Consider the following 26,887-nt stretch of genomic DNA (forward strand, 5'->3'; position numbering starts at 1 on the left):
TGGGGTGGGGGTGTCTCCGCATCGGGATTCCCCAAGAGGAAAGAGCCCTCACCCGGCGCTTCGCGCCGACCTCTCCCGCAAGCGGGAGAGGTGACTTCAAAGGCCGCTATGCGGCGATGCTAGCCGCCCGGAATCGGCAGAACCGGCATGATCTCCACCCGCTCGCCGGGGAAGATAGCGAAATGCGGGTGGTTCTCGAACAATTTCGCCGCGGCCTCATGCGAACTGGCGCGCAGCACCGTGAAGCCGCTGAGTTCGTTGCTGGTGTCGGCGATGCCGCCGGCATCGACTTTCTTGGTCTTGCCCAGCGGGCCGCCCATGCCGACGATCACGTCCTGATGCTTTTCGACCCAAGCCTTCCATGCCGCGATCCCCTGCTGCTCCTTGGCGCGCCGCTCGGCCTCGGGCAGCGCTTGCCAGGCCTTCATTTTTGGATTGTTCATGCTGCCGACGAAGACAGCGAGATAGGTATCGGTCGTGCTCATGGGCTTCTCCCTTGCGTTGAATTGATGATCGATGCGGCTTAACGATGTGCCGAGCTCCGCTGCAATTCTTCGAAGCCGGCGGCCGCCTTCTGCACCTCCTCGGAAAAATCGGACATTTCCTGCACCTGGCGGATCTCGATGATCTCGTTCTCGCTGGCCGGGCATTGCTTCGCCCACTCGATCGCCTCGGCACGCGATGCGACGTTGATCATCCAGTAGCCGCCGAGCACCTCCTTGGATTCGGTGAAGGGACCGTCGGTGACGACGGGCTTGCCGGTGGCGAAGGAGACGCGGGCGCCCGCCGACGGCGGATGCAGTCCGTCCAGCGCGATCAGGACGCCAGCGTCCTTCAGCGCCTGGTTGTATTTCATCATCGCCGCGACGCGTTCCGGGTCGAGGTCGATCTTCGGCGGCGCGGTCTCGTAGCCGAGCGGGATCATCAGCATCATGAATCGCATTGGGTGTTTCCTTGCGGTTGAGGGATGTCATTCCGGGGCATCGCAACGCGATGAGCCCGGAATCCATTTTGCAGCTTGCGAATGCGGCTCGATGGATTCCGGGCTCGCGCCAAGCGGCGCGCCCCGGAATGACAGCGGGGTTAGTCAGTTTCGCGCGACCTGCGCGCGCAGGCGCTCTTCCTGCTCGCGAAGTTCAGGGGTCAACGCCTCGCCGAAATCCTCGGTGGAGAACACCTGACGGATCTCGATCTCGCCGTCCTCGAACGGGGCACGCTTCATCCAGTCGATCGCTTCATCGAGCGACTTGGTTTCGATCAGCCAGAAGCCGCAGACGAGATCATTGCTCAGGCCGAACGGGCCGCGGCTGACGCTGGGCTGCCCGCCGCCATAGCGCACGCGCACACCCTTCGTGGTCGGATGCAGCCCCTCGCCGGCCTGCATGACGCCGGCCCTGACCATCTCCTCGTTGAACTTGCCCATCGCAGCCAAAAGTTCCGTCGAGGGCATCACGCCGGCTTCGCTGTCCCGGCTGGCCTTCACTATCACCATGAATCGCATCGTCTCGCGCTCCGTTAGGGTCACTTGGTCATTGGTAAACTGGGTCGATTGCACCAGGATTGCGCCGGCACTCGCAGATAAGACGAACGGGGTCTTGCCGCACCGACAGGTCCCGCAAAATTATTCCGGAGGTCATTGCGGCAATTGGGCGCGGGGGATGCCGTAGGGTGGGCAAAGGCGCAGCCGTGCCCACCATCCCGAGCGGAGCTTGAATGGTGGGCACGCTCCGCTTTGCCCACCCTACGCGTTCATCTTGACGAATTTGCCATCCTGGTAGGTCGCGCCGAAATAGACGTCGATGCGCTTCACCTTGTCGCCGTCGAACGCAAAGAACTCGGTATTGCGGAAGCTCTTTCCGTCCCTGGCCACGCAGCGATAGGTGACGAAGGCCTCGTTGCCTTCGGCAAAGATCCGTTCCAACTCGTGCCGCGCAATCCAGCCGCTGTCCCGCCAGCAGCGGGAGAAATAGGTCGGCTTGTCGATATCGTCATACGGGCTGGTGAAATGGAAGTCGTCGGTGAAGGCCGCTTCGACGCGGTGGCGGTCGTTCGCCAGATAGGCGGCGAAGATCGCGCGGATGATCTCGGCTTTGTCCGTGGATGACATTCAGCTCTCCTTCGGCACCATGCTGAAATAGGGCTCCGCCTCCTCCATCACCCGCGCGACGGAAGGGCGCGCCTTCAGGCGCTCGAAATAAGCGCGCAGGTTGCGGTGCTCGTCGCCGAACGGCTCCACCATGTTGCCGTAGAACAGAGGCGGTGCGGCGGAGCAATCGGCCAGGCTGAACGCTTCGCCCATCGCCCAGCCGCCCGAGGCCATCTGCCCGTCGATGATGCGATAGGAGCTGAGCAACTGTGCCCTCGCCTCCTCTACGCCATGAGGGTCTTTCCTGTCCGCGGGCCGCAGCCGGTCGCCAATGATCTTCTGCATCGGCAGGTGCATATAGAGATCATAGAAGCGGTCGCGCAGCCTGGTCTGCCGGGCGCTGTCGGTGTCATCAGGAATGAATTTGGTGCGGCCGGGATAGTGGCGGTCGAGATAGTCGATAATGACACTCGATTCCGGCACGACCTCGTTCCGCGCATGGTCCTGCAGCACCGGGAAGCGCCCGATCGGCGACAGTTTCAACAGCGCCGCGCGCTCGGCCGGATTGGAGAGGTCGACCTGATTCGGCGTGAACGAGGTGCCGTTCTCGTACAGCGCGATCAGCACCTTCCAGCAGAACGACGACAGCGGGTGATAGTGCAGCGTCAGCGACATCGGAACTCCTGTTAGCGGCGGCCGGATGTGCCGCTACAGGGAAGACGAAGCAGGGCCAGGGCGCCCGACATATTCCAGCGGATTTTTTCGCCACGGCGGAACTTGCATTCATCGCGGAGACGGCGCAACAGGAGCCGACAACGAAACCATCGGAACATTCATGACGACATCTTCGCAAAAGGTTGCGCTCGTCACCGGGGCGGCGCGCGGCATCGGGCTTGCCACCGCCAGGCGATTCCTCGCCGAGGGCTGGCGCGTGGCGCTCTTGGATATCGAGCGCGAACTGCTGAACGAGGCGGTCGCAGGCCTCAAGCAGGCCGAAAGCACGCTGGCGCTGCCTTGCGACGTCGCCGACGCCGCCAGCGTCGCTGCGGCAGTCGACGCGGTGAAAAAGCGCTTCGGCCGGCTCGATGCGCTCGTCAACAATGCCGGGGTTGCCGTGTTCGCGCCGCTGCTCGAGACCTCGGATGCGGACTGGAGCCGGATCCTGGCGGTGAACCTCACCGGACCGTTCCTCTGCGCCAAGGCGGCCGCGCCATTGATGCGCGAGCATGGCGGCGGCGCCATCGTCAACATCACCTCGATCTCGGCAGTGCGCGCCTCCACGCTGCGCTCGGCCTACGGCACCAGCAAGGCTGGGCTCGCGCATCTGACCAAGCAGCTTGCGGTCGAGCTCGCCTCGCTCGGCATCCGCGTCAATGCGGTGGCGCCGGGCCCGGTCGACACCGCGATGGCGAAAGCTGTGCATACGGCGGCAATCCGCGCCGATTATCACGACGCGATTCCGCTCAACCGCTACGGCCTCGAGGAGGAACTGGCGGAAGCGATCTTCTTCCTTTCCAGCGACCGCGCCAGCTACATCACCGGGCAGATCCTCGCCGTCGACGGCGGCTTCGATGCCGCCGGCATCGGTCTGCCGACGCTGCGCGGACAGGGCCGGAACGGCTAGGGTTGCTGGTTGACGGCAATGACGCGCCAGCCATTGGCCAGGCGATCGATCCGACTGAGCGAGAGCGGATCGATCACGAACCGCAAGGCGCTGTCAGGCTGCAGGTCGAGCGCGATCGCGAGCACCGCGCGGATCGTGCCGGAATGCGCGACCAGCACGGCATCGCCCGCCGGCAGCGATGCCAATCCTTGGTTTGCGCGCGCGATCTGATCGACAAAGCTTTCGCCGCCCGGCGGCCGATTGCTCGCCGGCGATCGCCAGAACGCGTGATAGGCGTCGCCGAGCTCAGTCACGAGATCGTTGTGACGCCGCCCGGTCCAGGCGCCGAAATCCTGCTCGCGAAAGGCGGCATTCTGGGCCGCTGCGAGCCCGAGCGCCGCAGCGGTCTCTCGCGTGCGGCGCGCCGGGCTGCAGACCGCAAACGCGCCTTGCGGCAGCCTTGCCTTTAGCGCGGCAAGGGCCGTTTTGTTACCTAGATCTGCCGGCGCGTCCGGGTCATGAATGACCCCGCGCGGCCCATCGACGGGGGCGTGCCGTATCAGCCACAGATTGATTTCGATGCTCATCTTGAAGCCTGGCCACGCGGCGAGCAGCATCATGCGAAGGAATCGCATGCAGCTCGATAGTCTAAACGACATCCGCGCCTGACAAAATCTTGCCGCATGCGACGCCGTTAAATATCCGAGGGGGCGAACGGATCAGGGAGCCCGCGGATGCCGACGGCGATGTCAAGGGCGGTGGTGAAGGCGGCTTTGGTCGCAGCGGCGCTGCTTGCGGCGAGTTCGCTGGCGCGCGCCGAGGTGCGCATCCTGGCAAGCCCGGGCGGACAGGTCGAGCCCTTCATCGAATTGTTCGCGCGCGTGCGCGAGGCCGGCGAGCGCGTGGTGATCGACGGGCCCTGCCTGTCGGCCTGCACGCTGGTGCTCTCGATGGTGCCGAACGATCGCATCTGCGTGACGCGGCGCGCGGTGCTCGGCTTCCATGCCGCGCGGTCGGTCGACAAGCGCGGGCGTTTTTATGCCGAGCCGGAGGCCTCCGAGGCGGTGCTCGAGGCCTATCCGGCGCCGGTGCGCGGCTGGATCCGGAGCCGCGGCGGATTGACGTCGCGGCTCCTGTTGTTGCGCGGGCGCGAACTCGCGGCGATCTATCCGAGGTGCCGCTAGCTCGTTCGTAGTTCGTAGGGGCAGAGCGAAGCGTGCCCACCTTCTCTCGCGCCGATCGTGAATGGTGGGCACGCTTCGCTTTGCCCACCCTACGCGGCGACCACGGCAGCTTCGATTACATCCCTTCGGCCGGGCAGTTCACCATCCAGGGGATGCCGAACTGATCGATGCACATGCCAAAACCCTTGGCCCAGAAGGTCGGCGTGAAGTCCATGGTCACGGTGCCGCCTTCCGCGAGCGCCTTGAACTTGCGTTCGCCGTCGGCGGGATCCTCCACCGTCAACGAGACCGAAAAGCCCTGCGGCTTGTGGAAATGTTCCGGCGGCGAATCGGAGGCCATGATGATCTCGCCGTCGATCGTGATCCTGGCGTGCATGATCTTCTTCTTCCAGTCGGGCGCGACCGGCATCGATTCCGGCGCCTGCTCGTGCGTCAGCATCGCCTCGATCTTCGCGCCGAGCACCTTCTCATAGTATTTCAGCGCCGCTTCACAATTGCCGTTGTAGAACAGATAGGGATTGACCTGCATCGTTCGCTCCTTGGGTTTGGTGGCAATAGAAAACTATTTCTTCGACGACTTGGCGCCGCGCGGCTGGCTGTCGCGGATCAGGCGGTCGAGATGCATGCGGATATGGGCGGCTTCCGCGGTGGTGTTGGCGAGCGCGATGGCGCGGTCGAAGGCGACGCGGGCTTCGTCATTGCGGCCGAGCTGCATCAGGAAGGCGCCGCGGACGCCATAGAAGTGGAAATAGTTCTGCAGCCGCTGGGCGAGCGGCTCGATCATGTCGAGCGCCGCGCCCGGCCCGCGCACCTTCGATACCGCCACCGCACGGTTCAGCGTCACCACCGGCGACGGCTGCATGATCTCGAGCGCGCCGTAGAGCAGGTCGATCTGCTTCCAATCGGTATCTTCAGGCTTTTCCGCGCGCGCATGCAGCGCGGAGATCGCGGCTTGCACCTGGTAGGGTCCGCTCCGGCGATGGCGCATCGCCTTGTCGATCAGCGCGAGCCCCTCGGCGATCAGGCTCTGGTTCCACAGGCGCCGATCCTGGTCCTCGAGCAGAATCACGGCACCATCCGAATCGAAACGCGCCGCGGTACGGGCGTACTGCAACAGCAACAGCGCGGTGAGCCCCATGATCTCGGGCTCGCTCTGGAACAGCCGCAGCAACAGCCGCGCCAGCCGGATCGCTTCTTCGCAGAGGGGGCTGCGGATCTCGGCGGTGTCACCGCTCGCCGAGTAGCCCTCGTTGAAGATCAGGTAGATCATCGCAGCAACCGAGGCGAGGCGCTCGCTGCGTTCGAGCGCGCCCGGCGTCTCGAACGGCACTTTCGCCTCGGCCACGCGCGCTTTCGCACGGGTGATGCGCTGCTCCATCGCGGCCTCGCTGACCAGGAAGGCGCGCGCGATCTGCTTCACCGAAAGGCCGGAGACGATGCGCAGCGCCAGCGCGATCTGCTGCGTCGGCGGCAAATCAGGATGGCAGCAGATGAACAACAGCCGCAGGATGTCGTCGCGGTAGTGCGAGCCGTCGAGCCGTTCGGCGAGCGCGTCCTCGGCGTCGTCGAGGTCGGAGATCGCCTGGTCGTCGTCCGGCAGCGCCTCCTGCTTGCGGGCGCGCCTGATATCGTCGATCCCGACATTGCGGCCGACCATGATCAGCCACGCCGCGGGATCGCGCGGCGGACCGTTCTGCGGCCAGCTCTTGAGCGCGCGCAGGCAGGCGTTCTGGTACGCCTCCTCCGCCCGATCGAGATCGCGGAAATAGCGGAGCAGCGCGCCGACCGCCTGGGGTCGCGCCGAGGTCAGCGCGGCATCGATCCAGGCGGTATCGGTCACGTCTGGACACTCCCGGGCTTGAACACCCCGACGGGCCGGATCTCATAGGCTCCGCCCGGATTGGCGGCGCCGAGGTCGCGCGCGACGTCGAGCGCCTCGTCGAGATTCTTGCAGTCGACGACGTAGAAGCCGAGCAGTTGCTCCTTGGTTTCGGCAAAGGGCCCGTCGAGCACCAGCGGCGGATCGTCCTTGCGCAGCGTGGTCGCCGCCGTCGTCGGCAGCAGCCGTGCCACCGGCCCAAGCCGGCCCTGCTTGGCGAGCTTGTCCTGCACGACGGAAAGTTTCTTCATGACGGCCGCGTCCTGTTCCTTGGTCCAGGAACCGACCATGTCCTCGTCGTGATAGCAAAGGATGGCGTACAGCATGCGTCAGGCATCTCCATTATGTTCAAGACGAACGATTATGCCCGCTGCCGACAGCGCTTAGAAGAAATTTTGAGAACAGGTGTTCCAGCCGCGCCGTCATTGCGAGCCAGAGCGTCACCGTGACAATGTGCGCATCTCGAAGTCTCCCCTTGATTGGTGGCAGGAGAGTATGCGACCGGTTCGATCCATTATGTGATCCGGGTCACGCTGACAACCAGGGGTTCAGGGAATGACGAAAGGCGCGCTGGCGCTCTTGGTGCATGGCGGCACCGAAAACTGGTCGTCCGCGCGGTGGAAAGCCCGGTTCGACGAGGTTTGCCGGGACAGGCGCGTACTGCTGTCGCCCGATGCAGGCGTCGATCCTGCCGAGGTGCGCTACGCCGCGGTCTGGAAGCCGCGGCCGGGCGAGCTTGCGGCGTTTCCGAATTTGCGCGTGATCTTCAATCTTGGCGCCGGGGTCGATGCGCTGATGGCGGATGCCTCCCTGCCCGACGTGCCGCTGGTCCGCGTCGCGGTTTCCGATCTCACCGGGCGGATGACGGAATATGTGACGCTGCATGTGCTGATGCATCACCGCCAGGAACTGTATTTGCGGGAGTCGCAGCGCGAGAAGCGTTGGGCGCCGCGCTATCAATGGGCAGCGGGCGCAATCACGGTCGGGATCATGGGACTGGGCACGTTAGGGGCCGATGCGGCGCAGGTGCTGCAGCGAATCGGCTTTCGCGTGGTCGGCTGGAGCCGCAGCGCGAAGCAGGTCGACGGAGTCGAATGCTTTGCCGCGAAAGAAAAGCTCAGTGCCTTCCTGCAGGAGACCAACATCCTGGTCTGCCTGCTGCCGCTGACGCCGGACACAAGGCACATCCTCAACCGCGACCTCTTTGCCAAACTGAACCGCAACAGCCCGATGGGCGCGCCGGTCCTGATCAATGCCGGCCGCGGCGGATTGCAGGATGAGGCCGATATTTTGCGCGCGCTCGACGACGGCACGTTAGGTGCCGCCTCGCTCGATGTCTTCGAGACCGAACCGCTGCCTTCGGACAGCCCGTTCTGGAGCCATCCGAAGGTGGTGCTGACGCCGCACAATGCGGCCGATACCGATCCGGACGAGATTTCGAAATATGTCGCGCAGCAGATCGAACGCTTCGAGTCCGGCGGCACGCTGGAGAACGTGGTCGACCGCAAGCGGGGATACTAAAGCGTGATGACTTTTCTTCGAATCGTCATCCCGCTTTAGCTCTTTGTTTGAGGATGATCTTTTTCGGAAAACCGGCTTCCACTTTTCCGGATCATGCTCTAGTGGCGATGCCAACGATCAGTAGCCAAATATAAGAAGCGGACTATCATTCGGATTTGAATCGCTTCTCAACAGCCGAACATCTATGCTGTGTTTATGTCGCGCCTCGCATGTCTGTCGATTGCCATCGCCCTGTCGCTGCTGCCGGTCGTAGCGCCGGCTGCGCCGGTTCATAAACGAGCCCCGCCACGTTGGCACGGCTACGGCTTCCTCCCGGGCTATCAACAGCCACCGAACAACAGCCTCCCACTCTACGCCCAGAAAGCTTCGGCTTCACGCATGGCGCGCCGCAACCGGCGCCATTGGTACATCGATCCAGTCCCTCGTTATTACGGGTATGATGGCGATTGGCACTATTTCGGCCGGCCGGGCTTTTACGGCGGTCGCTACAATGGCGGCAGCTTCGGCCCTTGCTGGACGCGGACGCCGATCGGGCCGATCTGGAATTGCGGCTGATCAGCCTATTGCTGAAAGACCGCGCGCGTGTGCATCCGCTTGCCAACAGCGGCGGCACATGGCCCAGAGCCGAATTGCCCTTACCGCTCTGAATCCGTTAAGAGTAGCGCGCATCAACAAGGACTTACCGGTTTGAGCGCTTTGGATCCTACTGACAGTTCTCAGCTCTCGGTTCTCGCCGAAGAGATTCGTCATTTCCGGAAGAAGAACAACTTCTCGCTCGAACAGCTCGCCGAGGCGTCCGGTGTCAGCCGCTCCATGATCTCCAAGATCGAGCGCTGCGAGACGGTTCCCTCGACGGTGATCCTGTCCAAGCTGGCGGAAGCGCTGGGCGTCACGTTCTCGCAACTGATGGCGCCGGCGGTCGAACGCGAGATCGTTCATATTCCGGCCGCCCGCCAGCCGATCCTGAGGGACGAGGAATCCGGATTCCTGCGTCGGTGTATTTCTCCCGTGCTTCCCGGGCGCGGGATCGACTGGGTGCTCAACACGCTGCCGCCGGAAGCGGAGACCGGAAACTTCGTGGCCCATCGCCGCGGCGTGGAGGAGTACATCTTCGTGCTGCGCGGACGGATGCGGGTCTCGATCGGCGATCAGCGCGTCAATCTCAATCAGGGGGATTCCCTGTATTTCCAGGCGGATGCCGACCATTCGTTCCTCAATCTCGGCAAGACGCCGTGCGAGTATTTCCTCGTGATCGACACCGCGAAGGTACGATCGTAATCCACTGAAGTGGAAATTTATCTTCTATCCGCGCATTGATCCGCTCTGGCGTTGCCGCGGCCGGAGCCGCTTTTTCAGTCACTCCGGTCAATTGATGGGCGTCGGCGCGCTGTTGCGGGCTTCTTGCCGCAATTGCATGCAGCGGCTGATTTTCAGGCTTTTGTGGGCACTCGCAGCTTCCAAATTCATCAAAGCATTCGTGCTCGCGAAAAAACCCAGCGTTTTCAGCGGGGATTTCCGGCACACCGCTTGCATCCACTTTTGTAGAAAAGCTTCTCATAAAGGGGAAATGTGTTCCTCGGAGCTTTCTATAAGGAGTTGGAAATGAGCATTGCTGCGACCATGTCTGACACCCGAACGGCTGGCTCCAAGATGCGATCGATCGTGATTGCGAGCAGCGTCGGCACCATCATCGAGTGGTATGATTTCCTGATCTATGCGACCGCCGCGGCGCTCGTTTTCAACAAGGCGTTCTTTCCGACCATTGATCCCTTGACGGGCACGCTTGCCGCGCTCGGCACTTACGCCGTCGGCTTTGTGGCCCGCCCGCTCGGCGGCGCGCTGTTCGGCCATTTCGGCGACCGGATGGGACGCAAGTCGATGCTGGTGCTGACGATGTTCATCATGGGCCTGAGCACGTTCTGCATCGGGTTGCTGCCGAACTACGCCTCCATCGGCGTACTCGCACCCATCCTCCTGATCCTGCTGCGCGTCATTCAAGGCATCGGCCTTGGCGGCGAGTGGGGCGGCGCCTCGCTGATGGTCATCGAGCACTCGCCCGCCGACAAGCGCGGCTTCTACGGCAGCTTCGTGCAGATCGGTTTTCCCATCGGCCTGGTGCTGGCGACGCTGGTGTTTGCGCTGGCGACGAAGCTTCCCGAGGCCGACTTCCAGGCATGGGGCTGGCGCATTCCGTTCCTGGCCAGTGTCGTTCTGCTCGCGCTCGGTACGTTCATCCGCTCGCGGGTTCCAGAGACGCCGGTCTTCGAGAAGATGAAGGCCACCGACGCGTTCTCGAAGAATCCGTTCGGCGAGGCTGTCGGGAAGAACTTCAAGACGTTCCTCATCGCCGTCGGCCTGAAGCTGTCCGAAGTGTCGTGGGTCTATATGCTCACGGTGTTTGTGGTGGTATACGCGACGGCGACGCTGGCGCTCCCCAAGCAGATGATGCTCGATGCGGTGATGTATGCCGCATTGTTCGAACTGATCACGCTGCCTCTGTTCGGCTGGCTGTCGGACAAGGTCGGTCGCCGCGTGTTCTTCATCCTGGGCGCGCTGTTCACCATCGCCTTCGCGTTTCCGCTGTTCTGGATGCTGGAAACCAAGAGTGTCGCCATGGTGACGCTGGCCATCATCATCGCCATGAATTTCGGGCACGGCATGATGTTCGGACTGGAATCCACCTACTTCCCCGAACTGTTCGGACCGCGGGTTCGCTACAGCGGCGCGTCGTTCGGGTTCCAGGCGGCAGCCGCCATCGGCGGCGGATTCTCGCCGATCATCGCCACGGCACTGGTCGGCTACTTCGGCGGCACCACGGGCGTCTCGGTGATGATGATCGGCATCGCCATCCTGACGCTGTGGGCAGCCTTTGCCGCGCGGGAAACCAAGGATGAAACATCGGCTGAAGCGGAGAGGCTCCATGCTGTTTGGAATCTTCATCTACGACGGTGTCGAGCCGATTGATCTCGCAACCTTCGGCGTGCTGTCCATGGCACGCCGGATCGCTCCTCAGATCCGCATCTGCACCATCGCGCCGAAGGCGGGGATCATCAGCCTGTCCAACGGTCTCGATGTCATCGCGCAGTTCGGTATCGATGATGCGCCGGCGTGCGACGTCGTCATCGTGACCGGCGGTCCGGGGTGGGAGCGGCAGGCCGCGTCGGAGGCAACCCTCGACTATGTCAGGCGCGTCCATGCCTCCACGCAGGTGGCGTCCGTGTGCACGGGCGGCATGATCCTCGCGGCGAGCGGCGTGCTCGACGGCATCGCCGCCACCACGAAACGCGCGGTCGCGCCGCCGGAAGTGTCGCCGCTTCTGCGGATGCGCAGCGCGTATCCGCAGATCGACGCGCAGGAGGCCCCCATCGTCGACAGCGGTGCGGTGGTGACGGGAGGCGGCGTGTCGCTCTGCATCGACACCACGCTGCACATCATCCAGCGCATGCTGGGTGAAGCCGTCGCCAGCGAAACCGCGCGCATCATCGAATATCAGCGTGCACGCAAAGCCAACATGAACCGCGAGGAATTTCTCGCGGGATAGACCTCTCCTCGAACGTCAGAAAAAGAAAGAAGACCACATGACCACCAAATTCCTCGTCAGCACCGACAAGGCCGCGCCCGCTGCGGGTCCGTACTCGCAGGCCGTGCGCACCGAGCAGTTCGTTTTTGCGTCCGGGCAGCTTCCGATCGATCCTGTCAGCGGGACGATTCCGGAAGGCATCGAACGGCAGACGCGCCAGTCGCTGGCCAATCTGTCCGCGGTGCTGCAAGCGGGCGGCGCTTCCTTCGAGAGCGTCGTCAAGACCACGGTGTTCCTGAAGAACATGGACGACTTCGCCGTGATGAACGGGATCTATGCCGAGTTCTTCAGCAATGCGCCGCCGGCGCGCTCGACCATCGAGGTCGCGCGGCTGCCGAAGGATGCGTTGGTGGAAGTCGAAGCCATTGCGCTACGCACGAAAGGATGAGCCATGAACATGCATTCGCCAGGGCGGCCGTCGCCGAAGATGATCGAGGCGTTCGCGCATCCGGCAGGTTCGGTCGCCGTCACCCAAGGCGGCGGCGCCACGCAGTGGCGCGGCGTCCTGCTGCACATCCACATCGCGCCAAGCGCCAGCTACGAGATGGAGGAGCTTGCCGAGGCGGAATGCGTGGCCGGGCGGGGAATCGTCGGCGACCGTTACTATAACGGTCTCGGCACCTATTCGCCCAAGCCCGATGTGCGCGAGGTCACGCTGATCGAGCAGGAAGCGCTGGATGCGCTCTCCCGCAACGATCCTCCCTTGCAGCAGGGGCCGATCACGCTGGAGCCGCGCGACCACCGCCGCAATCTGACGGTGCAGGGCGTGCCGCTGAACCATCTCGTCGGGCGGCGCTTTCGCGTCGGCGACGTGATCCTGCGCGGCGGGCGGCTGAACTTTCCGTGCAAGTACCTGGAAGAGCTCCTCGGTCTGCCGGTGTTCCTCCCGCTCTACAATCGCTCCGGACTGAACTGTGGCATCGAGCGCGGCGGCATCATCCGCCCCGGCGACGAGATCGAGTTGCTCCGCGCATGACGGCACGTTTGATCATGAAGCTGCGTGTCGAGAAGCTGGGCTTCTCGACAGCGGACGTTATTCATCTGACGCTCGTTCACCCCCTGCGGCCCGCTCTGCCTGAATGGAGGGCGGGTGCCCATGTCGACATGCGCCTGCCCGACGGGCGCGTGCGGCAATATTCGCTCTGCGGCGATCCCGCCGACACCGCACGCTACGAGATCGCCATCAAACGCGAGGCGAACGGCCGTGGCGGCTCGGTGTGGGCGCACCAGACGCTGAGGGAGGGCTGCGAGGTCCACATCTCCGCGCCGCGCAACAATCTTCCTCTGACGCCGGACGGCGAGCGCTATGTCCTGATCGCGGGCGGGATCGGCATCACGCCGTTGCTCGCGATGGCGCGCAGCCTGAGGCATTGGGGCAAGGCGTTTACGCTGCACTATTGTGCGAGGTCGCCGTCCGAGGCGCCGCTGCTTGCTGAACTGGCGCAGGTCTGCGGCGATGACCTGCGGTGCTGGTTCTCGAAGCACGGCGAACGGTTCGATCCGGCGGTGATCGGTCCGCACAGTCCCGGCACCCACATCTACATCTGTGGGCCGCAACGGCTGCTTGATGCTGTGCAGTCGTCGCTGTCGGACTGGTCCGAGGAGCAGATTCACTGCGAACATTTCCAGATGACGGTGGATGAGAACTTCAAGCCCGAGCCGTTCGAGGCCATGGTGGCATCCACCGGGCAGCGGATTCTTGTGCCTGCGGACAAGTCGTTGCTCGATGTGCTGCGCGAGCATGATTTCCCACTGCCATCGTCCTGCGAGATGGGCGTCTGCGGCTCCTGCGAATGTGGCTATCGCGACGGCATTGTCCTGCATCGCGACAAGGTGTTGCCGACGTCGAAGCGGCAGGACCGGCTGATGCTGTGCGTCTCGCGCGCGCGTAAGCGTAACATTGGAGCTATAGATAAGATCGACAAATCTCGGCCCGGGTCGGACCCAGGGCTATCGCATATGGCTGTTTGGTGGCCGTGAACGAGGCGGGCCTCATGGTTCGAGACGCGCCGCAAGCGGCGCTCCTCACCATGAGGGTCTAAGATCGATTCCGCCGCGAATCAGACCTCATCCTGAGGAGCCGCGCAGCGGCGTCTCGAAGGATGGGCCGCGAAGGGACCGCCCACCAAGTTCTATTTTCATATGCGATAGCCCTGCGATCGGACCGCGGAACTCTGTGGCACATTCTGTGCCTGGCAGGGACATCCATCCCGTGGCGGTCAACGGTTCTCGGTCCGAAGCTGCGCTGTCAAAAGCGCTTCTCGGAAAGGATACGCGCGGCGTGTTGAAGCCTGTCAACAGAGCGCTCGGTGTCGGTCAGGGCGCAGCAGCTCACCAAGGTGTCGATAATAGCGAGCTGAGCGACGCGGCTGCTCATGGCCTCGGGCCGATATCGGGTTTCATTTGCGACAGTATAGAGAAGAACGTCGCAATGCGCCGCGAGAGGCGACTTGCCGAGGCGCGTGATACCGATGGTCCGGGCACCGGCTTCCCGCGCCAATCGGGTCGCGAGCACGGTCTCGACCGTGCTGCCTGAGTGAGACACCGTGACGGTCGTGACGGCCGAGCCGGTCATGCCAGCGCTGACGGCCTGGACGTGAGAATCGACGACGGCGCTCGCTGCGAGCCCCAGTTGCAGCAAGCGATAGGAAAGGTCCTGCGCAATTGGCGCCGAGCTTCCTATGCCATAGATCTCAATCCGCTGCGCTTGCCTCAACAGGCTTGCCGCCTTCGCCAATGATTCCATTGAGAGCAGGCGGCGCGTCTCGTGGAGCGAAGCGGCGTGGGCGGCAAAGATGTGATCCGTGACCGTCGCAGGATCATCGCCCCGATGCAGATCCTCCTGAATCAGACGAACCGGCTCGATCAGATCCCGCGCCAGAAGAATCTTGAGCTCCTGAAAACCTCGAGCGCCCACCCGGGCGCAAAAGGAAACGATCGTGCCTTCGCTGACGCCACACGTCTCGGCAACTTCGGTGATCGACATGTGAATGAAAGACTCAGGCTGCGCGACAATCAGCTCGGCGATTTGCCTGGCTTTCGGCGGAAGATCAGACTGCAATTCACGAACGCGGGACAGGATACCGCTTACGGACGATCCTGCATTGAAGTTCGAGCGTGTCACGCGCGCCCTCGCGAACAATGTGGGAATTCATTTGACGGATCGCCCAACGTTACCGCGATTCCTCTTGCGCAGAGCTTCAATTCTCGTGGGCCGCCGGGACCAGCCGGCGACGATGATGGCGCATGTGTCATTCCCGCCTGGTTCCGTCTCTCGTGCTCTCTCACTCTATTCCTGCTCCCAGATCGCCCCGTAGCGCTGCCACCCTATACTGAGAAAAGCTCACAAAAAATTCCGCTGGAAATAAATTATTCACAGCGGCGTCAAGTCGCACTGCTATTGCCGACCGGCTTGCCCGCGCAGTGAGCCAAGCCTGCGCTGCAAACCGTCGTCCGTTTCTTCAACTGTTCAACCTAAGGTAGAATAAGAATGACAACACGTCGCGATTTTCTGGCGGGCGCCACGGCGGCGGCTGCCTTTGCCAGCATCGACCGCGCTCTGGCCATTCCTGCGAGGCGCCGGACCGGCACCATCAAGGACGTCAAGCACGTCGTGATCCTGATGCAGGAGAACCGCTCGTTCGACCACTATTTCGGTACGCTGCGCGGCGTGCGCGGCTTCGGCGATCGCTTCCCTATTCCGCTCGAAAGCGGCAAGCCGGTCTGGTTCCAGTCCGACGGTACGCGCGAGATCCCGCCCTATCATCGCGACTCCGCAACCAGCAACGCGCTGGTCGGTTACGGCACGCCGCACTCGTTTGGCGATAGCCAGGCAGCGTGGAACCAGGGCAAGATGGGCTTCTGGGCCAAGTACAAGACCCCGTATGCGATGGGCTATTTCGGCCGCGACGACATCCCCTTCCAGTTCGCGCTCGCCGAGGCCTTCACGCTGTGCGATGCCTACCACGCCTCCATCACCACCGGCACCGACCCCAACCGGATCGTGTTCTGGTCGGGCTCCAACTTCAATCCCGCGCTGCGCGCGCAGGGCATCAACTGTACGACGAACGATTCCGAGCCCAACAACAGCCGCTGCTGGCCCAACCCTTCCAAGTGGGTGGCCGGCGTGCCTCAGCCGCAGCCGACCTACCGCTATGTCGGCAGCGACTTCAACTGGGACACCCTTCCCGATCTGCTGCAGCGCGCCGGCGTAAGCTGGCACATCTACCAGGACATGAACGACAACTGGACCGGCGCGATGCACGGCTGTCTGGCGTTCGCCAGCTTCCGCCACGCACAGCCGAACGATCCCAACTATGTGCACGGCCTGACCGGCGGTCCGGACTATCTGGCCAGATTGAAGGCCGACGTGATGAGCGGCAACCTGCCGCAAGTCTCGTGGATTTTGCCGACGCAGGCCAACTCCGAGCATCCTGGCGGTGGAAGCCCGACCCGCGCCGGCAATTTCACCGACCAGGTGCTGGAAGCACTCACCGCCAACCCTGAGGTCTGGAGCCAGACCGTCTTCTTCCTGACTTTCGACGAGAACGACGGCTTCTTCGATCACCTGCCGGCACCGGCAGTGCCGTCTTATGACATCGACGGCAACGTGATGGGCAAGGCCACGATGCCGCTCGCGGGCGAATATTTCTCCAACACCGTCGGCAACGTGCTGAGCAGCGCCGACACGATCAGCGGCAACATCCGTCCCTGGGGCCTCAGTGCGCGCGTGCCGATGTACGTCGTCTCGCCGTGGAGCAAGGGCGGCTGGGTCAATTCGCAGGTCTTCGACCACACGTCGGTGGGCCGATTCCTCGAGAAGCGCTTCGGCATCAAGGTGGACGCGATCAGCCCCTGGCATCGCGCCATTTCGGGCGACCTCACCACGGCCTTCGACTTCGCGAGCCCCAACGACCCTCGCTTCCCGGAACTGCCCGACCAGAGCAACTGGCAAGCATCGGATGCGCGCCAGAAGACGCTGCCGGCACCCACCGCGCCGGCGACGCCCCAGCCGCTGTTTCAGGAAACCGGCGTCCGCTTCTCGCGCTCGCTTCCCTACATTCTGCACGCCAGCGCCCAGGTTGACGCCAGCAAGAACAAAGTCAGGCTCCTGTTCGCCAACACCGGCTTTGCAGGCGCCGTGTTCCACGTCTACGACAAAATGCACCTGGATCGCATTCCGCGGCGCTACACCGTCGAGGCCGGCCAGATGCTGGACGACGAATGGTCAGTCGGCGACGATGGCCTTTATGATCTGTGGGTGCTCGCCCCCAATGGCTTCCACCGCCACTTCAAGGGCGACATTTCTACGATGCGGCACAAGAATGAGCCCAACCCCGAGATCTTCGTCGGCTACAATGTCCACGACGGCGGTCTGCACCTGCAGCTCCGCAACGACGGCAACGGCCACCTGCGCTTCACGGTGAAATCCAACAAGATCTATGGACCGCTGCTCGCCGTCAGCGCCTCGGTAGCCGCCGCGATGCAGCCGGAGCCTCCGGGTTTCGGTCCGCGTCCCAACGTCCGTCCCGTGGGCTTCGGCCCGGTGCCTGGCTTCCGGCACGCTCCCGACGTCTGCGCGCCCGGCTTCGGCTTCAATCCGCCGGTCTTCTTCCCAGGACCCGACTTCGGCGGCGGTCCGCGCACGTCGTGGGACGTCAAGGTGTCCGCTTCCGGCCGCCCCAGCGAGCTATACTGGAATCTGCGCACCACCGGCCTGTGGTATGACTTCATCATCACCAGCGACTCGGGCAGCGGCTTCTATCGGCGCGTAGCCGGCCATGTGGAAACCGGCCGCCCTTCGGTGAGCGATCCCGGCATGGGCGTGGACGACCGGTTCTGAAGCGGGCGGCGCAATCACCACAGCGATTTGGAGGCGCCTTCGGGCGCCTTCATTTCATCCTCACCTTGTATCAGACTGCACTGGCCTACGACGAATCTCTCAGAGGCAGGAAAGTGTCGATGATTCGAGGGATACTTCGGATATGCCTGCAACGATGATCAGGCTTGCTTTGGCAGCAGCTATCTCGCTGGTTGCCTCTATTGGGCCAACATCGATCTGGGCGGCCGGTCCGACGTTGACGGTGTCAGCCGGTGGCCGCGTGCAGGTCTTCGATCGGGACGCCCTGCTTGCCCGTCCGGATGTCGTCGAAATCACCACGTCGCGTGACGTCGCATATCGCGCTCCTCGGAGATATCGAGCGGTGGCGCTCGCGAAGTTGTTTGAAGGCGTTGCCATTCCAGGCGATGCCGTGGTGGAAGCGGCAGCGCAAGACGGCTTCGTGACCCAACTCCCTCGCGATCTGGTCTATGCAAACGACGGCATCACCGGGTACTTGGCAATCGAAGTCGCCGACCAACCGTGGCCGCCAATTCCGGGGAAGACCAAGAGCGCAGGCCCCTTCTATATCGTATGGGTCGGCCATCAAGCGTCATCCGTCCCAATCATGAACTGGCCCTACCAGGTTGTAAGCTTATCGGTGCAGGACGCGCCGGCTGCGCGCTGGCCCTCACTCGCGGTAGATCCCAAGCTCCCCGCGCTCGATCCGGCGCGAGACGGCCAAATCGTTTTCGTCAACAAATGCTTCACCTGCCATCCGATGAACAAGGCAGGACCGGCGTCGGCTGGCCCCGATCTGAATTTGCCGATGAACCCGACGGAGTACTTCACCGAAGCCGGCTTGCGCGCTGATCCGAGATACGCGCTCAGTTCGGGTTTGGCCCGAGCAGCGGATGCCCAGCTTTGCCGAAGAGGACCTGAGCGATGAGGAAATCGGGCTGATATTGGCGTATCTGAAGCATATGGCGGACAGGAAGAGCCGAGCAACGGAGCGCGGAAGCAGCAAGCACTAGAACGCGATGAAGTTCGGAGGCCTCAGCGGTCGCCGGCGTTGGGCTCAGTTGTGTAGCGATCGGCTTTGATGGAACGAGGCCAAGGCACCAGCATTGCGACTCGCTGACGGTACTGCCGATACTGATCGCCAAACAGTGCAATCAGATCGCGCTCCTCCAGGCTGGCGCCAATGAAAATGTAGGCCGTTGTGACGGCGGCGAACAGAAGGTGCCCAGCCGTCATTGTTGGAGTCGACCAGAACGCGATGATGAAGCCGAGATAGAGCGGATGGCGTACCAATCTGTACAGAAATGGAGTCTTGAAACGAGCATCACCGACAGTGCTGACCGTGCGATTTGCGATTACCTGTTGCAGGCCGAACAGCTCAAAGTGATTTATCTGGAAGCTGGCGAAAAGCGCGATCAGCCAGCCGAACAGTGAGAGCGCCGTCAGGGCCGTGGCGGCGGTCGGATCCACAACGCTCCAGATCGTCGCGGGAATGGGACGCCATTGCCAAACCAGCAGGAGCAGCGCCAGACTGGAGAGAAAGACATACACGCTTCGCTCAATGGCCTTTGGAATGAACCGGGTCCACCACTGCTTGAATGTCCTTCGGGCCATCACGCTGTGCTGAAGAGCGAACAGCGACAATAGCAGAAGATTGACGATCACCGCCTCGAGGGTTGGCGCGGCGGGCCCTGAGTCGATGCTCTTCGGCACCACCGCGCCGAAGACGAAACCGATCATATAGAGGAGCGTGCCCAGGAAGATTGCATAGGCGACGAGGCCGAAACAGATTGAAGCAATTCGGGCCATTTTTGCACCTTTTCAGCGAGGGAGATGTTCGATCATCTCGCATCGCGTGGCAAAGGATGGAGGGATGAGGTGACGGCGCTATTTCATTCCCGATCTAAATTGTTGCAGACGTAATATTGGTCGTCGGACACCTTCTGTCTTTTTCAAAGAGGCATCGTCAGCGGCACATCACGTCGATGGCGCCGTTGACGAGGGCTTCCAATTCCTTGCGAGAGACGCGGGCGCGGGCGCGGAGCGCGATGGTGTGGAGGGTGGCGGAAGCGAGTTGCGCGAGCGCGGTGACGTCGGCCGTCGGCGATAGCTCGCCCTTTTCCTTGCCGCGGCGGAAGCACGCGGCAAAACCCTTGTCGAGCTCGACGAAGCCGTCGAGCGCCAAAGCGCGGATCTCGGGATCGGCGACCGCGTCGGAAGCGGCCGTCACCACCGTGAAGCAGCCGCGCGGGGAATCGCCTGCGAGATAGATGTCGAGCGCCACCGCATAGATGCGCGTCAGCCTCTCGCGGATCGGCAGCTCCTCGCGGAAGATGTCGATCATCGCGGCGCGCGCATCATCGCGATAGCGCTGGTAGCTCTTGATGTAGAGCTCGCGCTTGTCGCCGAACGCGCCGTAGAGGCTCGGCCTGTTCATGCCGGTGGCGGCGCTCAGATCGTCGAGCGAGGTCGCGGCAAAGCCGCGCTTGCGGAACAGGTCGAGCGCCTTGCCGAGCGCGACGTCGGGCTCATAGGCGCGCGGCCGGCCGCGCCGCTTTGGCGCGGCGGTATCAGTCTTCCTGGCAGCAGATGGCAGCTTCTTCTTTTTTTGTACCATTTCGCAGAAAATTCCTTGACCTCAATCATATTATGCTGAACAGTACAAAAATCAACTTAAAGGCCCGGCCGCCGGGCCGAACTGCCAAGGAGGCACCCATGGAGCTTTATTTCTCGCCGCTCGCCTGCTCGATGGCGACCCGCATCGCGCTGTATGAAGCGGAGGCCAGCGCCGGCTATCTGGAGGTCGATCCGAGGACCAAGGTGGTGCTGAACGACGGCTCGGATTTCACCAGGATCAATCCGCTCGGCCTGGTGCCGACGCTGCGCACCGATGACGGCGCGGTACTGACCGAGAACGCCGCGATCCTGCAATATGTCGCCGACCATTTCCCGCAGGCCAATATCGGCAGCGGCGCCGGCATGGAGCGCAGCCGGCTGCATCAATGGCTCTGCTTCATCGGCACCGAACTGCACAAGGGCCTGTTCGTGACGCTGCTGGACAGGAAGGCGCCGCAGGACGCGAAGACCTATGTGCTGGACAAGAATCTGTCGCGGCTCGACTATCTCGACAACTATCTGAAGGGGCGCGACTACCTGCTCGACCATTTCAGCGTGGCGGACGCCTACCTCGTCACCGTCATCAACTGGACCATGGCGACGCCGCCGGTCGAACTGGCAAAATGGCCGGCGCTGAAGGCCTACTACGAACGCCTGCGCGCGCGGCCCTCCGTGGCAAAGGCGATCGCGGAGGAGTTCGAGCTCTACAAGGCCGAGATCGCACGCCACAAGGCGGCGGCGTAGCAGTGGTCGTCCCGGCTCTGCGCTTCGCTGGCCGGGACGATAATGAGGGGCGCGCACTCTCTCCCACGTCGTCCCGGGCTTGACCCGGGACCCATAACCACAGGCGCTTGTGGTTAGAGGACATTGGGGCTACCTGCTCGCGTCACTACTCACATTTGTGGTTATGGGTCCCGGCTCAAGGCCGGGACGACAGTGAATTTGTGGCGCGAACGTCAAACCACGTCAGCCTTCAGCAGGAGGCGCAGCGCTTTCGGGATCGGCTGGGCCTTGCCGTCGCAAATGAAGGCGACGCGTACCTGCGCCTTCACCAGCACCTCATCGCCGCGCCGCACCTCCTGCGCCAGCGTGATCGAGGCGCCCTTCACGGCGACCGGCCAGGTCACGACGTCGAGCACGTCGTCCATCCGTGCCGGCCGCAGGAAGTCGATCTGCATCGAGCGCACGACGAACGCAAAGCCCGGCGTCTCCACCTCGGTCTCCGCGAACAGCGCATGCTGCTCGGCGCCCATCAACCGCAGATGATTGGTGCGGCCGCGCTCCATGAAGCGCAGATAATTGGCGTGATAGACGATGCCGGAAAAATCCGTGTCCTCGTAATAGACACGGACCTGCATGTGATGGCGGCCGTCGCGGACCTCGCCGTCGAGATGAGCTGTCACTTGCGAGCCTCGATCGTCTCGTTGGAAAAATCGAGCTTTTGCGCAAAATCCGCGCCACGCGCAAGCGTGTATTAAGCCACCGCCGCTGCTGCCTTGCCAAGGGTCACCAGCACGATCTCCGGGGGAACGCCGATGCGGAACGGCATGATGCTGCAGCCGAGGCCACCGGAGACGATGACGTCGCAGGCGGTGCGGAGATGGCCGTAGGCGAGCTCGACGCCCTGGCGCGGCGGCACCGCCGGCGACCAGCCGAGCAGGCGGACCTGGCCGCCATGGGTGTGGCCGGACAATTGCAGCGCCACGCGCGATGGGACGCGCAGCGCGACGTCAGGTTCATGCGCCAGCAGAATGACCGGTGCATCGTCGGTGACTTTCGCAAGCGTCGCGCCGAGATCGTCGATGCCGATGCGACGCACGGGGCGGAAACGTCGCGCCGGCATATAGGCGAGCTGATCGCCGAGGCCGGCGAGCCAGAATGGGCGGCCGTCCTTGGTCAGGCGCCTGGCGTCGTTCTCGTAGACCGGAATGCCGTTAGCTTCGAGCGCGCGATGGGCCACCGTCAGCCCCTGCCCCTCGCGCTGCACGGTCTTGTCGTCCCAGTAATCGTGGTTGCCGAGGATCGCATGCACGCCGAGCGGCGCCTTGAGGTTCGCCAGCACCGCGGCCCATTCGCTTGCCGGAATGAAGCGGGTGACATGGCGGTGGCCGGCGACGTAATCGCCGAGCATCACGATGACGTCAGGCTCAAGCGCATTGGTGCGTGCGACGATCGCCTCGATGCGCTCCAGCGACATCCAGGGATCGCAGGCGTGCAGGTCGGCGATCACGGCGATCTTCAGCGGGAAATCCGCCGGCCATCGCGCCGGCGTGAGATTGTAACGCGTGACGCGGAGCCGCAATACCGGCTCGACGCCGAAGCCATAGGCCGAAGTCGACGCCGTGAGGGCGGTCAAACCGCCGATGGACCTGAAGAACTGACGCCGTGAGAACATGGGGTTGATCGGTGATGCACCCCGTAGATGGGGTCCGATTGGAGCGGAATTACGGTGCGTTTGTGCAGATTGTCAGGGGTTGGCGTGCACGAGGATGTGAACGCGAAATGCATCGACGGTGGCACTGCGCCCCCTCTCCCGGGGTGAGGGTGTCTCCGCGATTCAGACTCTTCGTGGGGAGAGAGCCCTCACCCGGCGCTGCGCGCCGACCTCTCCCGCAAGCGGGAGAGGTGAAGAAAATCAGTCGTCGTCGCTGCCGAACAGGCCGAATTGCGAGGGATCGCGCGAGGGCTCGGCGAGGCCGAGGTGGCGGAAGGCGTGCGAGGTGAGCAGCCGGCCGCGTGGGGTGCGCTGCAGATAGCCGCACTGGATCAGATAGGGCTCGATGATGTCCTCGATCGCATCGCGCGGCTCGGACAACGCCGCCGCCATCGTCTCGACGCCGACCGGCCCGCCGCCATAGTTCATCGCGATGGTGGTGAGGTAGCGGCGGTCCATCGCATCGAGGCCTGCGGCATCGACCTCGAGCGCGGAAAGCGCGTGGTCGGCGATGGCGCGGTCGACCGAATTGGCGTCCGCTGCGGATGCAAAATCGCGCACCCGGCGCAGCAGGCGGCCGGCGATGCGCGGTGTGCCGCGGGCGCGGCGGGCGATCTCGTTGGCGCCGTCAGGGCTCATGCCGATGTTGAGCACGCGGGCGCCGCGGGTGACGATCTTTTCCAACTCCTCCTCGGTATAGAAATTCAGCCGGATCGGAATGCCGAAACGATCGCGCAAGGGATTGGTGAGCAGGCCGGCGCGCGTGGTGGCGCCGACGAGGGTGAATTTTGAAAGTTCGATCTTCACCGAGCGCGCCGCAGGCCCCTCGCCGATGATGAGGTCGAGCTGGAAATCCTCCATCGCGGGATAGAGCACCTCCTCCACCGCCGGGCTCAGGCGATGGATTTCATCGATGAAGAGGACATCGCGCTCCTCCAGATTGGTCAGGAGCGCGGCAAGATCGCCGGCCTTGGCGATCACCGGACCCGACGTCGCGCGAAAGCCGACGCCGAGCTCGCGCGCAACGATCTGCGCCAGCGTCGTCTTGCCGAGACCTGGGGGGCCAACGAACAGCACGTGATCCAGCGCCTCGCCGCGCTTGCGCGCCGCCTCGATGAAGATCGAGAGGTTCTTGCGCGCCTGCGCCTGACCGACGAACTCGGACAGCGATTGCGGACGCAGCGCCGTGTCGCCGACATCATCGGCGCGTCGCTCGGGGGTGACGATGCGGGAGGGCGGGTTCACTTCGCGAGCTCCCTCACGATTGTAGGGTGGGCAAAGCGCAGCGTGCCCACCACCAACACTTCCCTCGTCATGGTGGGCACGCTTCGCTTTGCCCACCCTACGGTCTGAGCATTCACTTCGCGAGCTCCTTCAGGCCCAGCCGGATGAGCTGCGCCGTTTCCGCCTGCTCGCCCGCGCTGCGCGAGGCGGCCGCGATGGCGGCGGCGGCCTGCGGCTGGCCGTAGCCAAGATTGATGAGGGCCGAGATCGCGTCCGCGACCGGACGCGGCGCGCGCTCATTGTCGATGGCGCCGGCGAGATGGACCACGGCGGGATCGACGTTGGCAAACTGAGGCGCCTTGTCTTTCAACTCGCTGACGATGCGCTCGGCGACCTTCGGCCCGACGCCCGGCGTGCGCGCCACCGCCGCCTTGTCGCGCAGCGCGATCGCGTTCGCGAGTTCGGAAGGCGGCAGCGTGCCGAGCACGGCGAGCGCGACCTTGGCGCCGACGCCCTGTACGGTCTGCAAGAGGCGGAACCATTCGCGCTCGTTGTCGGTGCGGAAGCCGAACAGTTTGATCTGGTCCTCGCGCACATAGGTCTCGATCGAGAGCACAGCGGCCTCGCCCGGCGACGGTAACGCCTGCAGCGTTCGCGCCGAGCAATGCACCTGATAGCCGACGCCGCCGACGTCGAGGATCACGTAGTCCTCGCCATAGGAGTCGATGAGGCCCTTGAGCTTGCCGATCATAGACTTGCGACCCTCAGCCGCAGCGCGGCGCTTTGGCGGTGATGGGCGTGCGTGATCGCGACTGCGAGTGCATCGGCGGCGTCGGGGGATTGCGGCTCGGCCTTGGGCAGCAGGATCTTCAGCATCATGGCGATCTGGTTCTTCTCGGCATGTCCGGCGCCGACCACGGTTTTCTTGACCTGGTTCGGCGCATATTCGGCGACCTCGATGCCGAACTTTGCGGGCGCCAGCATGGCGACGCCGCGGGCCTGGCCGAGTTTCAGCGTCGCGACGCCGTCCTTGTTGACAAACGTCTGCTCGACCGCAGCCTCCGCGGGATGAAAGTCGCCGAGCACCGCGGCGAGCCCCTCATGGATCGCGAGCAGCCGTCCCGCCAGCGGCAAGCGGTCCGACGGCTCGATCGAGCCGCAGCCGACAAAAACCAGCCGGTTGCCCTCGACCTCGATCACGCCCCAGCCGGTGCGGCGAAGGCCGGGGTCGATCCCGAGGATGCGGGTGGGTTTGCGAATCGGCTGCATTGTCATGGGATAGTGATAGCCGCTGTGTTTCGAGAACGAAACACAAACGGGGCGGTCATGCACGGGGAAAGCACTGCGCACTCGGTGTCGTCCCGGGGCCCCATAACCACAGGGCGTAGTTTTGCGGAAGGTGGCTGCCACCAACGCCTGTTGAGACATTACGCGGTATGGGCCCCGCCTTCGCGGGGACGACCGGTGGCCGATTCACTACACCTCGACGACGACGTAATTGTCCTCGACGTGTACCGGAAACGTCTCCGCCACATACGGCCCCTTCTGCAGTTCCTCGCCGCTTTCGACCGCGACGGCGATCTTGATGTCGCGTCCCGCAAGAGTGACGCCGATGACTGGCCCGCGCAAGGCCTTGGTCGCGGGGCCGGTCTGCTTGCAAAGCGCGGCCCGGCCCGCGTGGCTGTCTGCGTGTTGGGATTGAGCGTGGGTGAAAAGTCACCCTTCGGCAGGACTTGCCGTGCTAGCTAAGGTCAGGAGTCGATCACCGACCGGGAGACAGGAACGATGCGCGCGGGACCTCTGGCAGCTCTCACTCTCTTGCTTACGATCAGCGACGCGGGCGCCGCGACGGCAACCTCCGCGTCAGGCCCGGTGGCACTGGCACTCGCCGCCGTAGTCGCGCAATACGCGCCGATCGCCGCCGCGCCCAAGCGTGCCGTCGCTTCCTTCTTCAAGGGCGACACCATTTTTCCCTATGGCGGAAAGATCTCCGTCACTGCCGACAATATCGTCTGTCGTACCAGTAATGTCGACATCACGTCGCGCTCCTGCGACATCACCTTCAAGATCGCCAAGCGCGCACTGAAGGGCCGCGACGCCAACGAACTGTTTGCGACAATGCTGATGGCAGGCATCTCCGCCGAGGGCGCCGCCGGATCGAACATCGCAGGGCTATCAAAGCTGAACTGCACGCTCGATCCCAAGGTGATCAAGCAAAAGGCCGGCGGCGGCGCCGACTGCACCTTCGAGCCGGGCAATCAGCCTTAGAGCACGATCCGATTCCGTCTAATCGGATCATGGATCAGGGTCCGTAGAAGGTCCGCTGTGCCCCTGATAGCGGCGCGATAGCAGACCTCACCAGACGTCCGAGTTGGGCCAAATCCAGACGTTGCATCCGGCCTGTGCCGGAAACGAACAAGCAACCAAGTTCGATGAGCAACGATCTTCGGTATACTTCGCATGTTATAAAGCGATGCCCTGTGACGCGAGGCTCGCTATGACGGCATCCACAGTCAGAGAATGGATAGTAGAGTCGATCAATCGCATCATTTCTGGACAGCCGTTCACTCAAGCGGATTTCGACGCTCGACCCTCGAATGGTTGGGACGAGATAAAGCCAAGGCCAGGTGTTGTTATTCGGTCGGATAGAGAGCCCGCTTACTTTGCGTGGTTGGCTCTACAATGGTGGGTAAACGATGACGACATCAGAGCCAAAGACCCCGAATATGGTGAGATGAGAAAGCGAGAGCTCCAGAGCTTCCTCGAACAAATGGAACGCTGAACAGCCTCCAGATCGGCATATCGCACGTCCGCTTCGGGTCACGAGCCGCAATACTCGCGACTAGCAAATCACGTCGGCTCTGCCCTCGATCGGAGACCTAAGCGAGGCATCTCAAATCGGTCGCAATGGGCCCACAGGC

Annotated in this window: 32 protein-coding genes; 14 read left to right on the plus strand and 18 right to left on the minus strand. The window is 63.3% G+C overall.

The annotated features are described in order from the left end of the window. Positions 1-119 precede the first annotated feature (119 nt). The 5 genes from ACVJGD_RS23145 to ACVJGD_RS23165 all read right to left on the minus strand — a co-directional run bounded on the left by ACVJGD_RS23145 (position 120) and on the right by ACVJGD_RS23165 (position 2,761). Complete coding sequence (locus ACVJGD_RS23145; protein WP_456636479.1) at positions 120-485, minus strand: hypothetical protein; 366 nt, start codon at positions 483-485, stop codon at positions 120-122. A 38-nt stretch (positions 486-523) separates the two neighbouring features. Next, complete coding sequence (locus ACVJGD_RS23150) at positions 524-943, minus strand: YciI family protein (RefSeq protein WP_456636480.1); 420 nt, start codon at positions 941-943, stop codon at positions 524-526. Between the two features lie 144 nt (positions 944-1,087). After that, entirely contained in the window at positions 1,088-1,501 is a 414-nt protein-coding gene (locus tag ACVJGD_RS23155; RefSeq protein WP_456636481.1) for a YciI family protein, read from the minus strand. A 240-nt stretch (positions 1,502-1,741) separates the two neighbouring features. Then, positions 1,742-2,107 (minus strand): nuclear transport factor 2 family protein, encoded by a 366-nt coding sequence (locus ACVJGD_RS23160; protein ID WP_456636482.1) that lies wholly within the window; start codon positions 2,105-2,107, stop codon positions 1,742-1,744. Continuing rightward, positions 2,108-2,761 carry a glutathione S-transferase family protein gene (locus ACVJGD_RS23165; RefSeq protein ID WP_456636483.1) on the minus strand — a complete coding sequence of 218 codons (654 nt, stop codon included), beginning with the start codon at positions 2,759-2,761 and terminating at the stop codon, positions 2,108-2,110. It lies immediately after the preceding gene. 160 nt (positions 2,762-2,921) lie between these two features. Here ACVJGD_RS23165 and ACVJGD_RS23170 point away from each other — a divergent pair, with 160 nt between their 5' ends. After that, positions 2,922-3,710, plus strand: a complete 789-nt coding sequence (locus ACVJGD_RS23170; protein ID WP_456636484.1) for an SDR family NAD(P)-dependent oxidoreductase — start codon at positions 2,922-2,924, stop codon at positions 3,708-3,710. Here ACVJGD_RS23170 and ACVJGD_RS23175 read toward each other — a convergent pair. Next, positions 3,707-4,276, minus strand: a complete 570-nt coding sequence (locus tag ACVJGD_RS23175) for a histidine phosphatase family protein (protein WP_456640342.1) — start codon at positions 4,274-4,276, stop codon at positions 3,707-3,709. The genes ACVJGD_RS23170 and ACVJGD_RS23175 overlap by 4 nt on opposite strands. A 159-nt stretch (positions 4,277-4,435) precedes the next feature. Here ACVJGD_RS23175 and ACVJGD_RS23180 point away from each other — a divergent pair, with 159 nt between their 5' ends. Continuing rightward, entirely contained in the window at positions 4,436-4,873 is a 438-nt protein-coding gene (locus tag ACVJGD_RS23180; RefSeq protein ID WP_456640343.1) for a hypothetical protein, read from the plus strand. A gap of 115 nt (positions 4,874-4,988) precedes the next feature. Here the strand turns inward: ACVJGD_RS23180 and ACVJGD_RS23185 are convergent, their stop codons facing one another. Genes ACVJGD_RS23185 through ACVJGD_RS23195 form a run of 3 tightly spaced genes read right to left on the minus strand, consistent with a single transcriptional unit; the run spans position 4,989 to position 7,078 of the window. Then, positions 4,989-5,402 carry a VOC family protein gene (locus ACVJGD_RS23185; RefSeq protein ID WP_456636485.1) on the minus strand — a complete coding sequence of 138 codons (414 nt, stop codon included), beginning with the start codon at positions 5,400-5,402 and terminating at the stop codon, positions 4,989-4,991. A gap of 33 nt (positions 5,403-5,435) precedes the next feature. Further along, positions 5,436-6,713: an RNA polymerase sigma factor gene (locus ACVJGD_RS23190; protein ID WP_456636486.1), complete on the minus strand. Its 1,278-nt coding sequence runs from the start codon at positions 6,711-6,713 to the stop codon at positions 5,436-5,438. Continuing rightward, the gene (locus tag ACVJGD_RS23195; RefSeq protein ID WP_456636487.1) at positions 6,710-7,078 is read right to left on the minus strand and encodes a YciI family protein; all 369 of its coding nucleotides are present in this window, start codon (positions 7,076-7,078) and stop codon (positions 6,710-6,712) included. The genes ACVJGD_RS23190 and ACVJGD_RS23195 overlap by 4 nt, the downstream gene beginning before the upstream one ends. 229 nt (positions 7,079-7,307) lie before the next feature. Here ACVJGD_RS23195 and ACVJGD_RS23200 point away from each other — a divergent pair, with 229 nt between their 5' ends. The 8 genes from ACVJGD_RS23200 (at position 7,308) to ACVJGD_RS23235 (ending at position 13,833) form a co-directional block, all read left to right on the plus strand. After that, positions 7,308-8,273, plus strand: coding sequence for a 2-hydroxyacid dehydrogenase (locus tag ACVJGD_RS23200; RefSeq protein ID WP_456636488.1), 966 nt, complete (start codon positions 7,308-7,310; stop codon positions 8,271-8,273). Positions 8,274-8,468: 195 nt separating this feature from the next. Then, positions 8,469-8,828, plus strand: coding sequence for a hypothetical protein (locus tag ACVJGD_RS23205; RefSeq protein ID WP_456636489.1), 360 nt, complete (start codon positions 8,469-8,471; stop codon positions 8,826-8,828). A 132-nt stretch (positions 8,829-8,960) separates the two neighbouring features. Further along, entirely contained in the window at positions 8,961-9,551 is a 591-nt protein-coding gene (locus tag ACVJGD_RS23210; protein WP_454629967.1) for a helix-turn-helix domain-containing protein, read from the plus strand. A gap of 324 nt (positions 9,552-9,875) precedes the next feature. Beyond that, positions 9,876-11,237, plus strand: coding sequence for an MFS transporter (locus ACVJGD_RS23215; RefSeq protein ID WP_456636490.1), 1,362 nt, complete (start codon positions 9,876-9,878; stop codon positions 11,235-11,237). After that, positions 11,194-11,814, plus strand: a complete 621-nt coding sequence (locus tag ACVJGD_RS23220) for a DJ-1/PfpI family protein (RefSeq protein ID WP_456636491.1) — start codon at positions 11,194-11,196, stop codon at positions 11,812-11,814. Before ACVJGD_RS23215 ends, ACVJGD_RS23220 begins: the two co-directional genes overlap by 44 nt. A gap of 37 nt (positions 11,815-11,851) precedes the next feature. Then, positions 11,852-12,241 (plus strand): RidA family protein, encoded by a 390-nt coding sequence (locus ACVJGD_RS23225; protein WP_456636492.1) that lies wholly within the window; start codon positions 11,852-11,854, stop codon positions 12,239-12,241. Between the two features lie 9 nt (positions 12,242-12,250). Further along, positions 12,251-12,829 (plus strand): MOSC domain-containing protein, encoded by a 579-nt coding sequence (locus ACVJGD_RS23230; protein ID WP_456640344.1) that lies wholly within the window; start codon positions 12,251-12,253, stop codon positions 12,827-12,829. Beyond that, the gene (locus tag ACVJGD_RS23235; RefSeq protein ID WP_456636493.1) at positions 12,826-13,833 is read left to right on the plus strand and encodes a PDR/VanB family oxidoreductase; all 1,008 of its coding nucleotides are present in this window, start codon (positions 12,826-12,828) and stop codon (positions 13,831-13,833) included. Before ACVJGD_RS23230 ends, ACVJGD_RS23235 begins: the two co-directional genes overlap by 4 nt. A gap of 268 nt (positions 13,834-14,101) precedes the next feature. Here ACVJGD_RS23235 and ACVJGD_RS23240 read toward each other — a convergent pair whose 3' ends face one another. After that, complete coding sequence (locus ACVJGD_RS23240; RefSeq protein ID WP_456636494.1) at positions 14,102-14,977, minus strand: MurR/RpiR family transcriptional regulator; 876 nt, start codon at positions 14,975-14,977, stop codon at positions 14,102-14,104. A 366-nt stretch (positions 14,978-15,343) separates the two neighbouring features. Here ACVJGD_RS23240 and ACVJGD_RS23245 point away from each other — a divergent pair, with 366 nt between their 5' ends. Beyond that, entirely contained in the window at positions 15,344-17,695 is a 2,352-nt protein-coding gene (locus ACVJGD_RS23245; RefSeq protein ID WP_456636495.1) for a phosphocholine-specific phospholipase C, read from the plus strand. A 142-nt stretch (positions 17,696-17,837) separates the two neighbouring features. Then, positions 17,838-18,620 (plus strand): cytochrome c, encoded by a 783-nt coding sequence (locus tag ACVJGD_RS23250; protein WP_456636496.1) that lies wholly within the window; start codon positions 17,838-17,840, stop codon positions 18,618-18,620. Positions 18,621-18,727: 107 nt separating this feature from the next. Here the strand turns inward: ACVJGD_RS23250 and mddA are convergent, their stop codons facing one another. Further along, complete coding sequence (gene mddA / locus ACVJGD_RS23255; protein ID WP_456636497.1) at positions 18,728-19,501, minus strand: methanethiol S-methyltransferase; 774 nt, start codon at positions 19,499-19,501, stop codon at positions 18,728-18,730. A gap of 157 nt (positions 19,502-19,658) precedes the next feature. After that, a complete protein-coding gene (locus tag ACVJGD_RS23260) occupies positions 19,659-20,309 on the minus strand; it encodes a TetR/AcrR family transcriptional regulator (RefSeq protein WP_456636498.1) in 651 nt (216 codons plus the stop codon). 98 nt (positions 20,310-20,407) lie between these two features. On the opposite strand from ACVJGD_RS23260, the gene ACVJGD_RS23265 reads away from it, so the two are divergent. Beyond that, entirely contained in the window at positions 20,408-21,052 is a 645-nt protein-coding gene (locus ACVJGD_RS23265) for a glutathione binding-like protein (protein WP_456636499.1), read from the plus strand. A gap of 212 nt (positions 21,053-21,264) precedes the next feature. Here the strand turns inward: ACVJGD_RS23265 and ybgC are convergent, their stop codons facing one another. The 6 genes from ybgC to ACVJGD_RS23295 form a co-directional block, all read right to left on the minus strand. Further along, positions 21,265-21,666, minus strand: coding sequence for a tol-pal system-associated acyl-CoA thioesterase (gene ybgC / locus ACVJGD_RS23270; RefSeq protein WP_456640345.1), 402 nt, complete (start codon positions 21,664-21,666; stop codon positions 21,265-21,267). 116 nt (positions 21,667-21,782) lie between these two features. Continuing rightward, positions 21,783-22,703, minus strand: a complete 921-nt coding sequence (locus tag ACVJGD_RS23275) for a metallophosphoesterase (RefSeq protein ID WP_456636500.1) — start codon at positions 22,701-22,703, stop codon at positions 21,783-21,785. 240 nt (positions 22,704-22,943) lie between these two features. Beyond that, positions 22,944-23,987 carry a Holliday junction branch migration DNA helicase RuvB gene (gene ruvB, locus ACVJGD_RS23280; protein WP_456636501.1) on the minus strand — a complete coding sequence of 348 codons (1,044 nt, stop codon included), beginning with the start codon at positions 23,985-23,987 and terminating at the stop codon, positions 22,944-22,946. Positions 23,988-24,099: 112 nt separating this feature from the next. Continuing rightward, on the minus strand, positions 24,100-24,717 hold the full coding sequence (gene ruvA, locus ACVJGD_RS23285) for a Holliday junction branch migration protein RuvA (protein WP_456636502.1): 618 nt from the start codon (positions 24,715-24,717) through the stop codon (positions 24,100-24,102). Then, positions 24,714-25,241, minus strand: coding sequence for a crossover junction endodeoxyribonuclease RuvC (ruvC, locus tag ACVJGD_RS23290; protein WP_456636503.1), 528 nt, complete (start codon positions 25,239-25,241; stop codon positions 24,714-24,716). The genes ruvA and ruvC overlap by 4 nt, the downstream gene beginning before the upstream one ends. A gap of 201 nt (positions 25,242-25,442) precedes the next feature. Beyond that, entirely contained in the window at positions 25,443-25,595 is a 153-nt protein-coding gene (locus tag ACVJGD_RS23295) for a hypothetical protein (RefSeq protein ID WP_456636504.1), read from the minus strand. Positions 25,596-25,751: 156 nt separating this feature from the next. On the opposite strand from ACVJGD_RS23295, the gene ACVJGD_RS23300 reads away from it, so the two are divergent. Beyond that, on the plus strand, positions 25,752-26,234 hold the full coding sequence (locus tag ACVJGD_RS23300; RefSeq protein WP_456636505.1) for a hypothetical protein: 483 nt from the start codon (positions 25,752-25,754) through the stop codon (positions 26,232-26,234). Positions 26,235-26,887: the final 653 nt, after the last annotated feature.

It is taken from the genome of Bradyrhizobium sp. USDA 10063 (assembly GCF_054063735.1).